General features: G+C 67.7%; 18 protein-coding genes. 7 read left to right on the forward strand and 11 right to left on the reverse strand.

All coding sequences use genetic code 11. The features are described 5' to 3' along the window. Positions 1–23 precede the first annotated feature (23 nt). Positions 24–1,622, reverse strand: a complete 1,599-nt coding sequence (abc-f, locus tag L687_RS36310; protein WP_021200746.1) for a ribosomal protection-like ABC-F family protein — start codon at positions 1,620–1,622, stop codon at positions 24–26. A gap of 162 nt (positions 1,623–1,784) precedes the next feature. On the opposite strand from abc-f, the gene L687_RS36315 reads away from it, so the two are divergent. The 4 genes from L687_RS36315 (at position 1,785) to L687_RS36330 (ending at position 5,762) form a co-directional block, all read left to right on the forward strand. Next, positions 1,785–2,402 (forward strand): DedA family protein, encoded by a 618-nt coding sequence (locus L687_RS36315; protein ID WP_021200747.1) that lies wholly within the window; start codon positions 1,785–1,787, stop codon positions 2,400–2,402. Between the two features lie 5 nt (positions 2,403–2,407). Continuing rightward, positions 2,408–3,670: a sensor histidine kinase gene (locus tag L687_RS36320; protein WP_021200748.1), complete on the forward strand. Its 1,263-nt coding sequence runs from the start codon at positions 2,408–2,410 to the stop codon at positions 3,668–3,670. Next, the gene (locus tag L687_RS36325; protein ID WP_021200749.1) at positions 3,667–4,338 is read left to right on the forward strand and encodes a response regulator; all 672 of its coding nucleotides are present in this window, start codon (positions 3,667–3,669) and stop codon (positions 4,336–4,338) included. The genes L687_RS36320 and L687_RS36325 overlap by 4 nt, the downstream gene beginning before the upstream one ends. A 98-nt stretch (positions 4,339–4,436) precedes the next feature. Continuing rightward, positions 4,437–5,762: an acyltransferase family protein gene (locus L687_RS36330; RefSeq protein ID WP_021200750.1), complete on the forward strand. Its 1,326-nt coding sequence runs from the start codon at positions 4,437–4,439 to the stop codon at positions 5,760–5,762. Between the two features lies 1 nt (position 5,763). Here the strand turns inward: L687_RS36330 and L687_RS36335 are convergent, their stop codons facing one another. Both L687_RS36335 and L687_RS36340 read right to left on the reverse strand, forming a co-directional pair. Then, the gene (locus tag L687_RS36335; RefSeq protein ID WP_021200751.1) at positions 5,764–6,357 is read right to left on the reverse strand and encodes a CbiQ family ECF transporter T component; all 594 of its coding nucleotides are present in this window, start codon (positions 6,355–6,357) and stop codon (positions 5,764–5,766) included. Next, positions 6,354–7,052 (reverse strand): energy-coupling factor ABC transporter ATP-binding protein, encoded by a 699-nt coding sequence (locus L687_RS36340; protein ID WP_021200752.1) that lies wholly within the window; start codon positions 7,050–7,052, stop codon positions 6,354–6,356. The genes L687_RS36335 and L687_RS36340 overlap by 4 nt, the downstream gene beginning before the upstream one ends. 62 nt (positions 7,053–7,114) lie before the next feature. Between L687_RS36340 and L687_RS41610 the strand changes: the two genes are divergently transcribed. Continuing rightward, a complete protein-coding gene (locus L687_RS41610; RefSeq protein ID WP_021200753.1) occupies positions 7,115–7,699 on the forward strand; it encodes a TetR family transcriptional regulator in 585 nt (194 codons plus the stop codon). Here the strand turns inward: L687_RS41610 and L687_RS36350 are convergent. The 7 genes from L687_RS36350 to sufB form a co-directional block, all read right to left on the reverse strand. Continuing rightward, positions 7,662–9,029, reverse strand: coding sequence for an MFS transporter (locus tag L687_RS36350; RefSeq protein ID WP_021200754.1), 1,368 nt, complete (start codon positions 9,027–9,029; stop codon positions 7,662–7,664). The two genes, L687_RS41610 and L687_RS36350, sit on opposite strands and share 38 nt — an antisense overlap. After that, positions 9,026–10,180, reverse strand: a complete 1,155-nt coding sequence (locus L687_RS36355; RefSeq protein WP_021200755.1) for a MalY/PatB family protein — start codon at positions 10,178–10,180, stop codon at positions 9,026–9,028. Before L687_RS36355 ends, L687_RS36350 begins: the two co-directional genes overlap by 4 nt. An 89-nt stretch (positions 10,181–10,269) precedes the next feature. Next, positions 10,270–10,599: a metal-sulfur cluster assembly factor gene (locus L687_RS36360; protein ID WP_021200756.1), complete on the reverse strand. Its 330-nt coding sequence runs from the start codon at positions 10,597–10,599 to the stop codon at positions 10,270–10,272. Positions 10,600–10,608: 9 nt separating this feature from the next. Next, on the reverse strand, positions 10,609–11,379 hold the full coding sequence (gene sufC, locus L687_RS36365) for a Fe-S cluster assembly ATPase SufC (protein ID WP_021200757.1): 771 nt from the start codon (positions 11,377–11,379) through the stop codon (positions 10,609–10,611). 3 nt (positions 11,380–11,382) lie between these two features. Continuing rightward, complete coding sequence (locus tag L687_RS36370) at positions 11,383–11,709, reverse strand: non-heme iron oxygenase ferredoxin subunit (protein ID WP_017830403.1); 327 nt, start codon at positions 11,707–11,709, stop codon at positions 11,383–11,385. After that, positions 11,706–12,923 (reverse strand): Fe-S cluster assembly protein SufD, encoded by a 1,218-nt coding sequence (gene sufD, locus L687_RS36375; protein ID WP_021200758.1) that lies wholly within the window; start codon positions 12,921–12,923, stop codon positions 11,706–11,708. The genes L687_RS36370 and sufD overlap by 4 nt, the downstream gene beginning before the upstream one ends. After that, positions 12,923–14,341, reverse strand: a complete 1,419-nt coding sequence (sufB, locus tag L687_RS36380) for a Fe-S cluster assembly protein SufB (protein ID WP_021200759.1) — start codon at positions 14,339–14,341, stop codon at positions 12,923–12,925. Before sufB ends, sufD begins: the two co-directional genes overlap by 1 nt. A 233-nt stretch (positions 14,342–14,574) precedes the next feature. On the opposite strand from sufB, the gene L687_RS36385 reads away from it, so the two are divergent. Further along, positions 14,575–15,681, forward strand: a complete 1,107-nt coding sequence (locus L687_RS36385) for a COX15/CtaA family protein (RefSeq protein ID WP_021200760.1) — start codon at positions 14,575–14,577, stop codon at positions 15,679–15,681. Between the two features lie 66 nt (positions 15,682–15,747). After that, a complete protein-coding gene (locus L687_RS36390; protein ID WP_031207714.1) occupies positions 15,748–16,242 on the forward strand; it encodes a hypothetical protein in 495 nt (164 codons plus the stop codon). 76 nt (positions 16,243–16,318) lie between these two features. Here L687_RS36390 and L687_RS36395 read toward each other — a convergent pair whose 3' ends face one another. Beyond that, positions 16,319–17,224, reverse strand: a complete 906-nt coding sequence (locus L687_RS36395) for a heme o synthase (protein ID WP_021200762.1) — start codon at positions 17,222–17,224, stop codon at positions 16,319–16,321. Between the last annotated feature and the right edge of the window lie 157 nt (positions 17,225–17,381).

Raw genomic sequence — 17,381 nt, forward strand, 5'->3', positions numbered from 1 at the left:
GCCGCCGACACGGAACCGACCCCCTAGGCGAGCTCGATGAGGTCCTGGTACTCCTGGCTCCAGATGTCCTCGACCCCGTCCGGCAGGATCAGCACACGTTCGGGGTTGAGTGACTGCACGGCACCGGGGTCGTGCGAGACGAGCACGACTGCGCCCTCGTAGTGCGCGAGCGCACCGAGGATCTCCTCGCGCGAGGCAGGATCGAGGTTGTTGGTCGGCTCATCGAGCAGCAGCAGGTTCGCCGACGACACGACCAGCGTCGCGAGCGACAGACGGGTCTTCTCACCACCGGAGAGGACGCCGGCGGGCTTGAGCACGTCGTCACCCGTGAACAGGAACGACCCGAGCACCTTGCGCGCTTCGGTCTCCGTGATGTGCGGAGCGGCCGAGACCATGTTCTCGAGCACCGAGCGGTTCACGTTGAGGTTCTCGTGCTCCTGCGCGTAGTAGCCGACCTTGAGGCCGTGCCCCGGCTCGAGCTGTCCCGTATCGGGCTGGTCGACGCCGGCGAGCATCCGCAGCAGTGTGGTCTTTCCTGCACCGTTGAGTCCGAGCACGACGACCTTCGAACCGCGATCGATCGCCAGGTCGACGTCGGTGAAGATCTCGAGCGAGCCGTACGACTTCGAGAGGCCGGAGGCCATCATCGGCGTCTTACCGCAAGGGGCGGGCTTCGGGAAGCGCAGCTTCGCCACCCGGTCCTCCTGACGCACCTCGTCCAGTCCGGCAAGCAGCTTCTCGGCGCGCGCGATCATCTGGTGCGCAGCAGCGGCCTTCGAAGCCTTCGCACCGAAGCGGGCGGCCTGCAGCTGCAGGGTCGTCGCCTTCTTCTCGGCGTTCGCGCGTTCCTTCTTGCGACGCTCCTCATCAGCCACCCGCTGACGCAGGTAGTTCTTCCAGTTCATGTTGTATGTGTCGATGATCTGGCGGTTCGCGTCGAGGTAGAACACCCGGTTGACGGTCTCGCCGACGAGCTCCACATCGTGACTGATCACGATCAGCCCGCCCTTGTAGCCCTTGAGGAACTCGCGCAACCACACGACGCTGTCGGCGTCGAGGTGGTTGGTCGGCTCGTCGAGGATCATCGTCTGCGCGTCGGAGAAGAGGATGCGCGCGAGTTCGATCCGACGGCGTTGACCGCCGGACAGCGTCGACAGCGGCTGGTCGAGGATACGGTCGGGAAGCGACAGGTTGTTGGCGATGGACGCGGCTTCGGCTTCGGCCGCGTAGCCGCCCTGCGCCTCGAACTGCTCGGTGAGTCGGGCGTAGCGCTTCATGGCCTTGTCGGCCACCGCGGGGTCGTCGGAACCCATGGCGAGGGCCGCCTCGGTCATGCCGAGGTTGAGCTGACCGAGCCCGCGGGCATCGAGGATGCGCGTACGCGCGAGGTCTTCGGGATTGCCCGAACGAGGGTCCTGCGGCAGGTAGCCGAGTTCCCCGGAGCGGGTGACGCTTCCGCCCGACGGGAGCACGTCACCGGCGAGCACCTTGGTGAGCGTGGTCTTCCCGGCCCCGTTGCGGCCGACGAGTCCGATCTTGTCTCCGTCGGCGACGCGGAACGAGACGTTCTCCATCAGCAGGCGCGCGCCAACGCGGATCTCGAGGTCGTGCACGGCAAGCACAGCGGACGTCCGTTCTTTCGGGGAGGTTGTCGGCCGATCGGCCAGCCTCCCAGTATAAGCGGCGTCGCCGGGAGTCGCGCTCAGCAAGATCACTCCGAAGGGTGAGGGTCCCGATACTCGAGAGGGATGCCCGGCTCGGGGTCCGCTGCATAACGTACGGGAGTGGACATCCTCAACGAGCTCATCATGCAGGCGATCGCCTCACCCTGGCTGTACCTGGTCCTGTTCGCCGTCACCGTCATCGACGGCTTCTTCCCCCCGGTTCCCAGCGAGACCGTGCTCGTCGCCGCGGCGGCGGTCACCGCCTCCACCGGCGAGGGAAACCTGGTGCTCCTCGGGCTCGTCGCCGCGATCGGTGCGGCGATCGGAGACAATCTCGCCTTCGTCATCGGGCGAGCGGTGGGCACGACGAGGTTCGCGTGGATGCGACGCCCCCGGGTGGCGGCGGCATTCGCTCACGCCCAGCGCGCACTCGACCGTCGGAGCGCGACGCTCATCCTCGGCGCCCGCTACATCCCGGTCGGTCGGGTCGCCGTCAACATGAGCGCGGGCGCTCTCCACTTCCCCTGGCGGCGCTTCCTCCCCTTGAGCCTCATCGCCGGGGTCAGCTGGAGCGTGTTCAGCCTCGCGATCGGTCTGCTCGCCGGCGCCTGGATCAAAGACCAGCCCCTGCTCAGCGCCGGGCTCGGCATCGTCATCGCCCTCGTCATCGGGTTCGTGATCGACCGGATCGCCGCGGCCCGTCGCCGCCGTGCGCCGGCGCCCCAGCTGGCAGGATGACAGTCATGGCACGACGCCGGGAGCGCACACCGCTCCGCCAACGGATCAACCGCCGCACCTCCGCCCTCGTGGCGCTGGGTGCGGCGGTCGTGGCGCTGTACGCGGTGATCGTCCCGCTGCAGACCCTCCTGTACGGCACACCGCTGCCGCTGTCGTTCATCCTCGGAGCTGTGCTGTGCGCTTCGCCGCTCCTCGCGATCTCACGTCCTCGCTGGGCTCTCATCCTGTTCACGGCGAGTGCGTTCACCCTGCCGCTCACGGTCGTGCCGGAGCTGGCGATCCAGTCTCCCTGGCCGTGGTCCGTTCCGGCACTCCTCGTCTTCGTCCTCTTCGTCGGCGTCGTCACTTTCCTCCATGGGACGAGGATCGGAGCCTTCGCCCTGATCCTCGGGGCGATCGCCTCGCTTCTCGCCCCCGTGCTCCGGCCCGACATGGTCGCCCTCCCGGCGTCATCCGCCAGTGCGACCGCCGACCTGATCGTCACGACTGCAGTCGCCTCCGCGATGTTCCTCATCGCAGCGCTGATAGCCGGGCGGGTCCGCGTCGCCGCCGAGCTGACGCGCGAGAAGGAGCACAGCGCGCTCGAGGAGGCCAGGCGCGCGCTCGTCGAAGAGCGCACACGGATCGCCAGGGAGCTGCACGACGTCGTCGCCCACAGCATGTCGGTGATCCAGGTGCAGGCCTCGACGGCCAAGTATCGGATTCCCGAGCTCGGCACCGCCGCCATCACGGAGTTCGACGACATCGCCGCCACCGCCCGGACCTCGCTCACGGAGATGCGACGCATGCTCGGGGTGCTCCGCACCGAAGACCAGAGCGCCGAACTGGCCCCGCAGCAAGGCGTCGACGACATCCCCGCCCTTGTCGACAGCATCCGCCGCGCCGGTGTCGACGTCGGACTCGTCCTCGAAGGAACCGAAACCGCCTCCGCCACACCTGCTGTCCAGATCGCCGCCTTCCGCATCGTGCAGGAGGCATTGAGCAACGCCGTGCGACACGCACCCGGTGCACGCATCGCTGTGCGCGTGCGCGCAGAGGCGCCCAGCATCCACATCCAGGTGCACAACGACGCACCGCCGCACCGCGCCGAGAGTCACGGCACCGGTTACGGGCTCCGGGGCATGCGGGAGCGCGCCGAGATCCTCGGCGGCAGTCTCTCCGCCGGCCCCGCGTCCGACGGAGGATGGGATGTCGACGCCGTCCTCCCCCTCGACGCCGCCCCGGCCAGCACGCCTTCATCCCCTTCCCCTGACAAGGAGAGCCTGTGACCATCAGCGTCCTCATCGCCGACGACCAGGCCATGGTTCGAGCAGGGTTCGCCGCGCTCCTCGACGCCCATGACGGCATCCGCGTGACCGGGCAGGCGGCGAACGGTGCGGAAGCGGTCACCCTCGCCGCGCGTCTCGATCCCGATGTGATCCTCATGGATGTGCGCATGCCGGAGCTCGACGGGATCGAGGCCACGAGGCGCATCCTCGGCCCCTCCTATCCGGCCGCGCACGTACCTCGAATCCTGATGCTCACCACATTCGACATCGACGACTACGTGTACGACGCGCTCGAGGCCGGCGCCAGCGGCTTCCTGCTGAAGGATGCTCTACCGGAGGAGCTCGTGCACGCGGTTCGGGTCGTCGCGGACGGCGATGCGCTGCTCGCGCCCAGCGTGACGCGCCGCATGATCGAGCAGTTCGCCGGCCGCCGCCCCCGCGCACCGCGCTCGGCGACGGCTCTCGCCGAGCTCACGGATCGCGAGCGCGAGGTGCTCGTGCTCATCGGTCGAGGTCGTTCTAACACCGAGATCGCCGCCGATCTCTTCATCGCAGAGCAGACCGTCAAGACGCATGTCGGCAAGGTGCTCGCCAAACTGAGCCTGCGAGACCGCGTGCACGCCGTGATCCTCGCGTACGACACCGGACTCGTCGAACCGTCGTCCTGACTCACCCCGTCGTAGGGGGTCGTGACGGCACCCACGGGTGATGCCCTCGCCGGCACCACCTCCATAGTCTCCTGGAACACCGCTTCCGAGGAGGACTCATGGCCATCGTCCAGGCACCGCGCGCCGTCAGCACCACAGCTCCCCCACGCGCATCCCGCGACACCGGGATCGACTTCCTCCGGGCCCTCTGCGTCCTCGGGGTCGTGCTCCTGCACGCCATCATGGTCGGCGTCACCGTGACCGATTCCGGACCGGTCTTCGCCAATGCCAGCGACGGGACCGGATGGATCGCGCCGCTCAGCTGGTTCCTCCAGGTGATGCCCCTGTTCTTCGTCATCGGAGGGTTCTCGGGTCTGCTGGCCTACCGGCGGATGCATCAGCGCGGAGGCACGGCCATCGGCTTCGTCGCCGGCCGTGTGCATCGACTGCTGCGTCCGGCGATCTTCACGATCGCGGTCATCGCACTCGCACTCGCGCTGCTCACGGTCTTCGGCGTTCCCGCCGACCTCATCGCGACGGCGGGATTCCGATACGGGCAGCCGCTCTGGTTCCTGGGCGTCTTCCTGCTCTGTCAGGCTCTGCTCCCTCTTCTCGCCTCCGCCCATGAACGCGCACCGCTGCGCACGATCGGCGCGCTGGTGCTCGCCTCGATCACCGTCGACGTGCTGCGCACAGCCACCGGCATCGACGGGCTGGGGTTCCTGAACCTCGCTTTCGTGTGGATGACCCTCCAGCAGCTCGGGTTCTTCCTGGCCGACGGCAGCATCGACCGCCTCGCCAGGCGCGTACGCGCCACCGCCGGGATCACGGCCCTCCTTCTGCTCGTCGCGACCTTCGCCTTCGGCATCTACTCCCCCGACCTCATCGCGAACATCAACCCGCCGACCGCGGCGCTCCTCCTCGTCGGAGTTGCGCACACCAGCCTGCTGTCACTGCACCGCGAGCGTCTCGAACGGTTCAGCCGTCGGCCGCGGGTCGCCGCGTTCACCGCCTTCGTGACGGTGCGCACCATGACGATCTACCTCTGGCACATGCCGGTACTGCTCCTGATGGCCGGTGTCACCGCAGTGTACGCACTCGTCGCCGGAGCCAGCCTGCCGGCGTTGGACAGCGCGGGATGGTGGGCCGGGCGTCCCCTCTGGCTGGCGACGGCTCTCGCTCTCACCGCTCTCGTCGCCGTCGCCTTCACGCGATTCGAGTCGCAGCCCGCGCCCTCGGCGACGACCTCGATGCACCGCATCGTCATCGGAACCTTGAGCGGTCTGGTCGGGATCGTGCTCCTTCTGGTGCTCGGCACCTCGGTATCGACCGCGCTGATCGCGATCGCGCTGATCGGCGCCGCGCTGCGACTCTCGTCGCTGTCGGCTTCTCAGCGACCGACACAGCGAGCACGAGTCGCAGTCAACGCGCCAGTGCCGGCCTGAGTCAGACGATGCCCCGGGCCGCCAGCGCTTCGCCGACGTCATCCGCGTGCCGCAATGCGAGCACCAGCAGCGGCACGACGGTGCGGATCCCCAGGCGCACATCGCGGGCCTGCTCGGCTTCGCGCACGCGTGCGGCGAACCCGGCGATCACCGGGACTGTCGTGAGGGTGAGCGATATCGTCAGCGCCACCGCCTCCGGATCGACCCGCATGCTGCGAAGCGGACGGAGGAGACGATGGAGCACCGCGAGAAGGTCCGACATCCGAGTGGTCAGGGTCAGCAGGCTCGCCAGGAGGAGCACCGCCACGACCCTCCCTGTGCTGATCCACGCGGCGACGGGCGACACGAAGATGAGCAGCGCCGCGGCGAGGACGAGGACGATCCAGCGCAGACGCCAGGCCTCCGTGACGAGCACACGGAACGGCAGTCCGCTCAGGCCGTACAGCCCCACGACGATCGCGAGCGAGACGCCGATGCTCAGCGAGTCGTGCGGATACAGCGAGAGCACGAGGGCGCCGACAGCCAGGGCCGCGAGTTTGAAGCCTGCCGGCGCTCGATGGATGAGCCCCGTTCCCGGACGGTAGAGCGGGATCATGCGCACGCCCGCCGGTAGGCGTCGATCACGCGCGCCGGCTCACCGGAGGCGGCGATCCTCCCGTCCTCGAAGAGCAGCGCGGCGTCGCAGCGGGCAGCGAGGTCGAGGTCGTGCGTGACCACCACCACCTGCGCCTGCTGTGCGAGCAGGAGGTCGCCGATGCGGCGGGCGTTCCGTAGATCCAGCAGCGTGGTCGGCTCGTCGGCGACGATCACGCGCGGTTGCGCGATGAGCACCGACGCCAGCGCGAGCATCTGCTTCTGCCCACCGGACAGCATCGATGCCGGGACCTCGGCGTGCGCGCCCAGTCCGTTCGTCTCGAGGGTCTCCTGGACGCGCGCGGCCACTTCCGCCTTCGGGCGACCGCGCAACGACAGCGCGAGATCCTCGGCCGGTGTCGGCATGAGGATCTGCGCATCCGGATTGGTGAAGACGAAGCCCACGAGGCGGCGCACCGCTGCACGCTCCTGCACGGTGTCATGTCCGTGCACACGCACGGTGCCGCTGTGGGGTGTGACGAGTCCGTTCAGCAGCCTCGCGAACGTCGACTTCCCCGAACCGTTCGCCCCGATCACGGCGATCGTGGAAGCCGTGAGCTCGACGCTGATGTCATGCAGCACCGAACGTCCGTCGAGTTGCACCGACACCCGCTCGAGCGTGATCGGAGCCCCGGCGACCTGAGGGCACCCCATCATCTGATCTCCCCGTCACGGTCCTGAACACTGTTCACCTGAACGTCGTTCACTATAATCGGAGCATGAGTCCCGAGCACAATCCGGCACGTCACGACCGCGACAGCGTGGCCAGGCGCGCTCTCGCCCTGCTCGACGAGGTGGGACTCGCCGATCTCTCGATGCGGCGCATCGCCGCCGGGCTCGACGTGCAACCCAGCGCGCTCTACTGGCACTTCGCGAGCAAGCAGGAGCTGCTGGCCGAACTCGCCGACCGGATCACCGCATCGATCCCTCACGGGAGCACCGACGTCCTCACGACCGCGCGCGGCATCCGCGACGCACTCTTCGCCTACCGTGACGGCGCCGAACTGGTCCTCAGCACCTATGCGCTCCAACTCGGCTCGTCGCAGGCGCAGACCGCGCTGACCGATGCGCTCCGCGCGCAGGGAGCCCCCGATGCGGATGACCGTGGAGCCGCGATCCTGCATTTCGTGCTCGGACACGCAACGCTCGTCCAACAGCGCATGCATGCCGACAGCCACGGCGCTCTGCCCGACGCCGGCGCTCTCGACGTCACCGCCGGACTCGATGGCGTGTTCGACCTCGGGGTCACCGCCCTCGCGGGAGACCTCAGCGCGCCGGCGACTCCGCCGCGTGCCCGAGCCTGAGCCCGGGTACGACAGCCAACGCGACGAGAGCGATACAGAACGCGAAGACCGCGCTGAACGCCCCGGCCTCGCCGCCGAGCGTCGCGACACCGAGACCGGCGAGTGCGATGGCGACGGCTGATCCGGCCGCGTCCGATATCGACAACGCGGAGGAGTTGAACCCCTGATTGGTCTCGTCCGAGTAGGCCAGGGTCAGGACGGTGAGGCGTGGATAGAGCAGTCCCATCCCGCCGCCGGCGAATGCCCAGCCCACCACCACGACGGCCGCCGAGACGTCGAACACGGCGGCGGTGAGCACGCACAGCATCGCGACCAGGAGTGACCCCAGGCTGATCGTCGTGATGCGGTGATTGCCGAGTCTCTCGCCGAACCGCCCCTGCAGGGCCGAGGCACCCGCCCACGCGAGGGCCGCGAGCATGAGGGCGACGCCCGCCCAGGTCGCGCTGAAGTCGAACTTCTTCATCAGCAGATAGGGGATGTAGGCCTCCGCAGCGAAGAAGGCTCCCGCCACGATTCCTCGCATGAGCACCACGCTGGGAAGCCCCAGCCCTGCCCGCAAGGTACGCCGCGGCAGGAGTGGCAGTACGGCGAAGCCGATCGCCAGCACGGCGCCGAGCGCCACCGGCCATCTGATCGAGGGGGTCATCTCGGCGGAGAAGCCGACGACGACGGCGAGGACCGCGACGACGACCGCGAGCAACAGGCGGACGATGAGCGTACGGCGATCCTGCGGCTCGCCACGCCCGAGGTCGACCCCACGGAGGCGGACGGCGATCATCAGGAACGCCGCAGCGGTGAGCACGGCCACGCCCAAGAAGGCCCAGCGCCAATCGAGATACTCGGCGACAGCGCCCGCCAGAAACGGACCGACCATGGACGGCACGACCCACGCCGCGGCGAAGGCGGCGAAGATCCGACCGTGCAGATGGGGCGGATACAAGCGTGCGACCACGACGTACAGTGCGACCGTCTGCCCTCCCGTCCCGAGCCCCTGGACGAGGCGTCCGACCAGGAACTGATGCATCGTGACGGCGAAGCCCGAGAGGAGCAGACCGATGATGAAGAGCGTCACCGCGACGTAGAGGGCGCCGCGGGGGCCGCGGGCATCTGACCAGGCTCCGGTCGCGACCATGCCGATCACGCTCGTCGCGAGGGTTCCCGCGAAGGCCACGGCGAACAGGGCCTCACCATCGAGAGCCTCGCTGACGATCGGCATCACCGTCGTGACGGCCAGAGCCTCGATCGCCGCGAGGAAGATCAGCGCGACCGCGCCGAGAGTCACCCAGATCCGTTGGCGGTCCCAGATCGTCGCGGCGTCGGCGGCGGTCATCGGCCGACGAGCGACGCGATGCGCTCGATGGCCTCGGTGAGGATCTCGGGGCTGGTGCCGAAGTTCAGTCGCACGTGGCCCGCGCCCTCCGCGCCGAACGACGGCCCGAAGTGCAGGGCGACCTTGGCGTCCTTGAGGATGCGCCGAGCGGGGTTGTCGCCCCACTCCAGTGCGGAGAGATCTATCCAGGCGAGGTAGCCCGCATCGGGGATGCGGTAGCGCGCGCCGGGAAGACGGGCGGCGAGAAGATCCTCGAGCAGCACGCGGTTCTCGTCGAGAGTGCGCAGCAGACCGTCGAGCCACTCATCGCTCTCCTCCGAGAACGCCGCGACGGCCGCGAGCAGCCCGAACTGCCCCGTTCGCCATTCGACCTCGACCGGAAGACCTCGGACGACGGCGCTGGTCGCGTCGTCGGCCGTGACCATGAGGGCGCACTTGAGCCCGGCCAGGTTGAACGCCTTGCTGGCGCTCACGACGGCGTAGCCCACCCGCTGTGCAGAGTCGCTCACGGACAGGAAAGGGGTGAACCCCGTGCCCGGTTGGGCGAGGGGCGCATGGATCTCGTCCGAGACGACCGCGACGCCGAACTCGTCGGCCAGCTCCGCGAGCGCTGCGAGACTGTCCCGATCGTGCACCGTGCCAGTGGGGTTGTGCGGGTTGCAGAGCAGGATCGCCGTCGCACCGTCGTCGAACGCCGCGCGGATCCCGTCGATGTCGAGCTCCCAGCCGGTGCCGGTATCGCGAAGCGGTACCCGTTCGACCTCTGCACCGGCCTCAGCGACCAGATCATAGAAGGGCGGGTACACGGGCGGCGTCACGACGATCCGCTCCCCCGGCTGCGTCACGCGACGCAGGATCTCCACGATCCCCATGCTCACGTCAGCCGTGCTGCGCATCCGGGCCGGGTCAGGGTCCCACCCGTAGCGTCGGCTCGCGAAGGCCGCGAACGACTCCGCGAGTGGCGTGCGTGACGCGACATACCCCGTGTCACCGATCTCCACCGCACGCTGCAACGCCGTCGAGATGGCCGGAGCCAACGGGAAATCGGTCTCCGCGACGAATAGCGGCAAGACGTCGGCGGGGTACTCCCGCCACTTCTCGCTGCTGCGCTCGCGGAGTTCCGCAAGAGGCAGGGCCTTCACCTGAAGCATTGGTTCTCCCGAGGTTCCGACACGCGCCGTCGCGGTGCCATCCGATCCGACGCACGCCGATGATGCCTTCCGGCAATGCTCCTGCGGGGTCAGATAGCGAAGCCGAGGGCGCGCATCATGTCGCGTCCGTCATCCGTGATCCGCTCCGGGCCCCACGGTGGCATCCAGACCCAGTTGATCCGGAAGCGATCGACGACGCTGTCCAGAGCCTGGGCGGTCTGGTCCTCGAGGACGTCCGTGAGCGGGCAGCCGGCGCTGGTCAGCGTCATGTGGATGACGAGAGCATCGTTCTCGTCATCCCAGGCGAGGTCGTAGATGAGGCCGAGGTCGACGACGTTGATCCCGAGCTCGGGGTCCATGACGTCTTTGAGAGCCTCGGTGACCGCGTCGTACTTCTCGTCCGTGAGGGTCGCTGTCATGCGATCAGCCTACGCCTCGATGGGGGCTGCAGGGTCGAGGAAACGGTCGTATCCCTCGTTCTCCAGCCGGTCCGCGAGCTCGGGGCCACCCTCTTCGACGATCTTGCCCGCGACCACCACGTGTACGAAGTCGGGCCGGATGTAGCGGAGGATACGGGTGTAGTGCGTGATCAGCAGCACGCCGAGCCCGGTGGACTCCTTCGCACGGTTGACGCCCTCGGAGACGATCTTGAGCGCGTCGACGTCGAGGCCGGAGTCGGTCTCGTCGAGGATCGCGAACTTCGGCTTCAGCACCTCGAGCTGCAGGATCTCGTGACGCTTCTTCTCGCCACCGGAGAAGCCCTCGTTGACGTTGCGCTGCGCGAACTTCGGGTCCATGCGCAGGTTCGACATGGCCGCCTTGACGTCCTTGGTCCAGCCGCGGATCGCCGGCGCTTCGCCGTCGAGTGCCGTCTTGGCCGTGCGCAGGAAGTTCGTCACCGTGACGCCGGGGATCTCGACCGGGTACTGCATCGCGAGGAAGAGGCCGGCGCGGGCCCGCTCGTCGACGCTCATCTCCAGGACATCCTGGCCGTCGAACGTGATCGAACCGGAGGTCACCGTGTACTTGGGGTGCCCGGCGATCGTGTAGGCCAGCGTCGACTTGCCAGAGCCGTTGGGGCCCATGATGGCGTGGGTCTCACCCGTGTTCATGGTGAGGTTGATTCCGTTGAGGATCGGGGTGGTCCCCGCATCGGTCTCGACCGTCACATGCAGGTCGCGGATCTCGAGAACAGACATTCTTCAGACTTCCTTAATCACAGTCGGATCGATGAGCACGTCGTCGCCGTCGATCTGGACGACGTAGACGGGGACGGGCTCATATGCGGGGAGATTCTGGGGCTTGCCGGTGAGCAGCGAGAAGGCGGAGCCATGGGCCCAGCACTCCACGGTGTCACCCTCGACGAAGCCCTCGGACAACGAGATGTCACCGTGGGTGCAGGTGTCGCCGATGGCGTGGATGACGCCCTCGCCGTCTTTGATCACCGTGATGGGGACGCCGCCCGGGTCCACGCGCAGCGGCATGTCCTGTTCGAGGTCGGCGACGCCGCAGACGCGCTCGGCGGTCATGCGCTCACCTCGGCGAGCTCCGTCTCGATCGCTGCCAGCAGTTCGGTCTCGAGGGCAGGGATGCCGAGGCGCTGCACGATGTCGGTGAGGAACCCGAGCACGACCAGACGTCGCGCCTCCTCCTCGGTGATGCCGCGAGCCTGCAGGTAGAACAGCTGCTCGTCGTCGAACCGACCGGTGGCACTCGCGTGTCCGGCGCCGAGGATGTCACCGGTCTCGATCTCGAGGTTCGGGATGGAGTCGGCACGCGCGCCCTCCGTCAGCACCAGGTTGCGGTTCGCCTCGTAGGAGTCGGTTCCGGTCGCGTCGGCGCCGATCAACACGTCGCCGATCCACACGCTGTGCGCGCCCTCACCCTGCAGCGCGCCCTTGTAGAGGACATCACCCTTGGTGTGGGGTCCCTTGTGGTGCAGGTAGACCTGACTCTCGAGGTGCTGCCCGGCATCCGCGTACGAGAGCCCGTACAGGTACCCCTCGGACCCGGCGCCCGTCAGCTCGACGCTCGGGTTGACGCGGACCACTCCGCCGCCGAAGCTGATCACGAAATGCCGGAGAGTCGCGTCTGCTCCGACCGTCGCCTGGTGAGCGGACGCGTGAACCGCGTCGTCTTCCCAGCGCTGGAGACTGACGACGGTGAGCTTGGCTCCGTCGCGCACGATGATCTCGACGTTCTGCGCATACTGCGCGGAACCGGAGTGCGCGAGCACGATGGTGCCGCGCGAATGCGGGAGGGCTTCGATGAGGATCTGCCCGAAAGCGCGCTTGTCTGCACCCTTCCCCTCGACGGGGACGATGATCGGCTCGTCGAGTTCGGCCTCGGCAGGGATCTGGATGTGCAGACCGCGGGGGCTGTGCTTCCACGCGAGGGCGCTCGGCAGATCCTCGGGGCGGAAGAACTCGCCGTACGGGCCCTTCTCGTCCGCAGACGGCTCGAGGAACGCTTCGGCCGCGCCGAGACCATAGGTCACCGCGTCCTCGTCTCCCTGCTCGTCGGTGAAGAGTCCGCCGAACTTCGCGACCGGCGTGTGCTTCCAGTTGACCTCGCGCCCGGTCGGGGCGCCGAAATCAGCGGGGTCGAAGGAGTGCGGGCGCTCCGAGCGGGTCTGCACGGGGACGAATCCCGCGGCGGCGACCTGTGCCGCCGGATCGATGTGCGCGCTCGCGGGCGCGTCGGTGTTCTGCGCCTCGGCGGGCGCTGTCGTCGAGGCCGTCACTAGCCGACCGATCCTTCCATGCCCATCTCGATGAGCTTGTTCAGTTCCATCGCGTACTCCATGGGAAGCTCCCGTGCGATCGGCTCGATGAAGCCGCGCACGATCATCGCCATCGCCTCGTCCTCGGGCATGCCGCGGGACTGCAGGTAGAACAGCTGCTCCTCGCTCACCTTCGAGACCGTGGCCTCATGGCCGAGCTGCACGTCGTCGACGCGGATGTCGATGGCCGGGTAGGTGTCGGAGCGGGACTTGGTGTCCACGAGCAGAGCGTCGCAGCGCACCGTGTTGGCGGAGTGGTGCGCCGCCGCGTCGACGCGCACCTCGCCGCGGTATCCGGCACGTCCGCCACCACGAGCGATCGACTTCGAGACGATCGACGACTGCGTGTAGGGCGCCATGTGGATCATCTTGGCGCCGGCATCTTGGTGCTGACCGGGACCGGCGAAGGCGACGGACAGGGTCTCGCCCTTGGCGTGCTCGCCCATCAGATAGATCGACGGGTACTTCATCGTGACCTTGGAGCCGATGTTGCCGTCGACCCACTCCATGGTTGCGCCCTCGTACGCCACGGCGCGCTTGGTGACCAGGTTGTAGACGTTGTTCGACCAGTTCTGGATCGTCGTGTACCGAACGCGGGCGTTCTTCTTCACGATGATCTCGACGACGGCCGAGTGCAGGGAGTCCGACTTGTAGATCGGAGCCGTGCAGCCCTCGATGTAGTGGACATAGCTGTCCTCGTCGGCGATGATGAGCGTCCGCTCGAACTGCCCCATGTTCTCGGTGTTGATGCGGAAGTAGGCCTGCAGCGGGATCTCGACGTGCACGCCCTTCGGGACGTACACGAACGAACCGCCAGACCACACGGCGGTGTTCAGCGCAGCGAACTTGTTGTCGCCTGCGGGGATGACGGTGCCGAAGTACTCCTCGAAGAACTCGGGGTGCTCGCGCAGTGCCGTGTCGGTGTCCATGAAGATGACGCCCTGGGCTTCGAGGTCTTCGCGGATTTGGTGGTAGACGACCTCGGACTCGTACTGAGCCGCGACGCCGGCCACGAGGCGCTGACGCTCGGCCTCGGGGATGCCGAGGCGCTCATAGGTCTCGCGGATCTCGGCGGGAAGGTCTTCCCACGTCTGCGCCTGCTTCTCGGTGGAGCGGACGAAGTACTTGATGTTGTCGAAGTCGATCTCGCTGAGGTCTGCACCCCAGGTCGGCATCGGCTTGCGCCCGAAGAGCTGGTACCCCTTGAGACGGGTCTTCAGCATCCATTCGGGCTCATTCTTGAGGCTCGAGATCCCACGGACGACGTCTTCGGAGATGCCGCGTTTCGCGATGGCACCCGCAGCATCCTCATCGTGCCAGCCGAATTCGTACACCCCCAGACCGTCAAGCTCCGGGCGGTCGATCAGCACATCCGACATCCAACACTCTCCTCACAGGTCCCAAACGGTGTCATCCGCCCCGACACACCTGATCCCCGTCGAGTCTGCGGGAGCGGGTGCCGTTGGTGGGCCCTCATCACCGGCGCTTCCATCGCGCCTAAACTGTTGACGATGCTTCAGCGCTGTCAGCGCTCATCGCAACAATCCGATTCTACAGGTTCCGCCTGACAGACGGGCCATGCCCGCCGCGTCCCGTGCGGTCCGGAGGACTTATGCCCGAGACGATGATCCCCGCCAGCTCGACGACGCCGGCGGTCCCCGCCCGTTCCTCGTCCTGGGGGCGCGCGTTGACGGTCTTCGCGTGGTTGTCGTTCATCAGCGAGACCATCATCATCGGCACCGGCGGCGCCGTCCGTCTCACCGGATCGGGCCTGGGATGCTCGGACTGGCCCCTGTGCACGCCGGACTCACTGGTGCCGATCCTCGAGGTGCAGGGCATCCACGGGATCATCGAGTTCGGCAACCGTCTGATGACCGGGGTGGTCGGGATCATCGCGCTGGTCGTGGTGCTGCTGGTGCTGCGTCTGTTCAGCGGGAAGCGCGGCCTCGTCAACGCGCTCTGGTTCGCGGCCGGCGGCCTCGTCGCCGCGGGTGTCGCCTACGCCATCGCCGCTCCGTTCCACATCCCCGCCTTCCCGATCGCCTCCGGTGTCCTGCTCATCGCGGTCATCGCCGCGGCTGTCCGATCCGTGCGCACGACTCCCGCGAGACGGGACCTCGTCCTGCTCGCCTGGCTCACGCTGATCGGCGTGGTCGCGCAGGCGCTCGTCGGCGGCATCACGGTCCTCACCGGACTCAACCCGTTCATCGTGGGCTTCCACTACACCTCGTCGCTGCTGCTCGTGTGCATCACCGCGGCCTTCCTCGTGCGGTTGAAGACCTCCCCCGGACCGCGCGAGCGTGCGGTGCCCTCCTGGTTCGCCGTCGTCACGCACGTGACCGGCCTGGCTCTGGCCGTCACGATCGTCTTCGGCGTGCTGACCACCGGTTCCGGCCCGCACTCGGGCGACGCCGATGTGCTGCGTCACGGGTTCGACGCGACCGTGCTGGCACACGTGCACTCGTGGCCGGGCTACATCCTGGCGGCGCTAGTGCTGTTCCTCACGGTCGCGGCGTGGGTGCTGCGACTCGAGCCGCGCCGGTGGCTGCTCGTCCTCGTCCTCGCGATCCTCGTGCAGGTCGGCGTCGGCGTCTGGCAGGCCAGAGAGGGCCTCCCGCCTCTCCTCGTCGGCATCCACATGGTCTTGGCCTCGCTCTCCGCCGCGACCTACACCGTGGTCGTGCTGCACCTCAAGCGCACAGCCGCAGCCGCGGACTGACCCCGCACAGGCGATCCACAGGCAGCGCATCGTCGACTCATCAGGATGTCGGCGATGATGGTCCGCATGAACAAGTCACTCACACGAAGCATCGGATTCTGGCTCCTCCTGGTCGTGTCCCTCGCCACGACGGCGGTCGGCGCCTGGCTGATCTCCGGTCAGATCGGCACGATGACGACCACGCTGCTCGATGGCACCGCCACCGGCGTCGAGGTATACGTCGGTCAGTCGCTCGTCGTGGTGGGTGCCGGCGTGCTCGCAGCCGGAATCGTCGGCATCCTGCTGACCCTCGGACTCGTCGCTGCACGTTCACTCGTCCCCACGCCCGCCCCGGCCGTCGTCGAAGCGATCGACTGGACCGTCGAGACCGACGAGACGCCCGCCCCTGTCGCGGTCGACACCACGCCGTCGACCGACGCCACTCCTGTGTCCGAGGAGGTGGCGACCGACGCCGTTCCCGAGACCGCGGCCACGAACGACACCGCCACGAATGACGCGGCCACGAACGGCGCGCCCGCGACCGACGCCGAGCCGGAAAGCACTCCGCCGATCACCCGCTGATCGTCGGAACGGATGACGACGGAGCGGCGCCGAGGAATTCCTCGGCGCCGCTCCGTCGTCTCAGACGTAACCCGGGTCAGAACGGCAGCAGCGGGTCGACCGCAACCGCCACGAAGATCAGCGTGAGGTAAGTGATCGACGCGTGGAAGACGCGCATCGGACGCGGTTCGGTTCCGTGGACCGCACGGTTGTAGAGGCGGTGCGACTCGTAGATGAACCATCCGCCGAACACCGTCGCAGACACGGTGTACACCAGCCCCATGTTCGCGATCGGGATGAGGAGAAGCGAGCAGGCGACGGTGGCCCACGCGTAGAGGATGACCTGGAGGCCGACCTGCGAGGCGTTGCGCGTGACGCCCAGCATCGGAACGTCGACGTCTTCGTAGTCGTCCTTGTACTTCATCGACAGCGGCCAGTAGTGCGGCGGCGTCCACAGGAAGACGAGGAGGAACAGGATGAACGCCGGCCAGTCGAGCGAACCGGTGACCGCGGACCATCCGATGAGCACCGGGAAGCAACCGGCGATCCCGCCCCAGATGATGTTCTGCTCGGTGCGGCGCTTGAGGATCATCGTGTAGATCACGACGTAGAAGAAGATAGCCGTCGCCGAGAGGGCCGCCGTGAGCCAGTTCGTCGTGACGAGGAGCCAGACGGTCGAGGCGACGGCGAGTGTCCACGAGAAGATCAGGGCGCCGCGCGGGCTGACCTCGCCGGTCACCAGCGGGCGGTTCTCGGTGCGGTGCATGTGCGCATCGATGTCGCGGTCGAGGTACATGTTGAAGGACGCCGCGGAACCGGCGCTCAACGAGCCGCCGATGACGGTGGCCAGCACGAGCCACAGGTTCGGGAGTCCGCCCTGCGCCAGGAACATCACCGGCACGGTCGACACGAGCAGCAGCTCGAGGACACGCGGCTTGGTCAGCGTGACGTAGGCCTTCACCGTGCGACCGATGGACGACTTCCTCACGGTCTGATCAGACATCGTCGAGATCTCGATCGCCTCCTCCGCACGTGTGACCGGACAACCTCTCCAGTGTATGACACGGGATGACGTGTTCCGGCTCGCGGGCCCGCGTAGCGCAAGGCACGTCACCGCTATGCTGAAAACACTCGCGCGCCCGGCGATGTGCACACTTCTC

The sequence above is a fragment of the Microbacterium maritypicum MF109 genome (assembly GCF_000455825.1).
Lineage (GTDB): Bacteria > Actinomycetota > Actinomycetes > Actinomycetales > Microbacteriaceae > Microbacterium > Microbacterium maritypicum_A.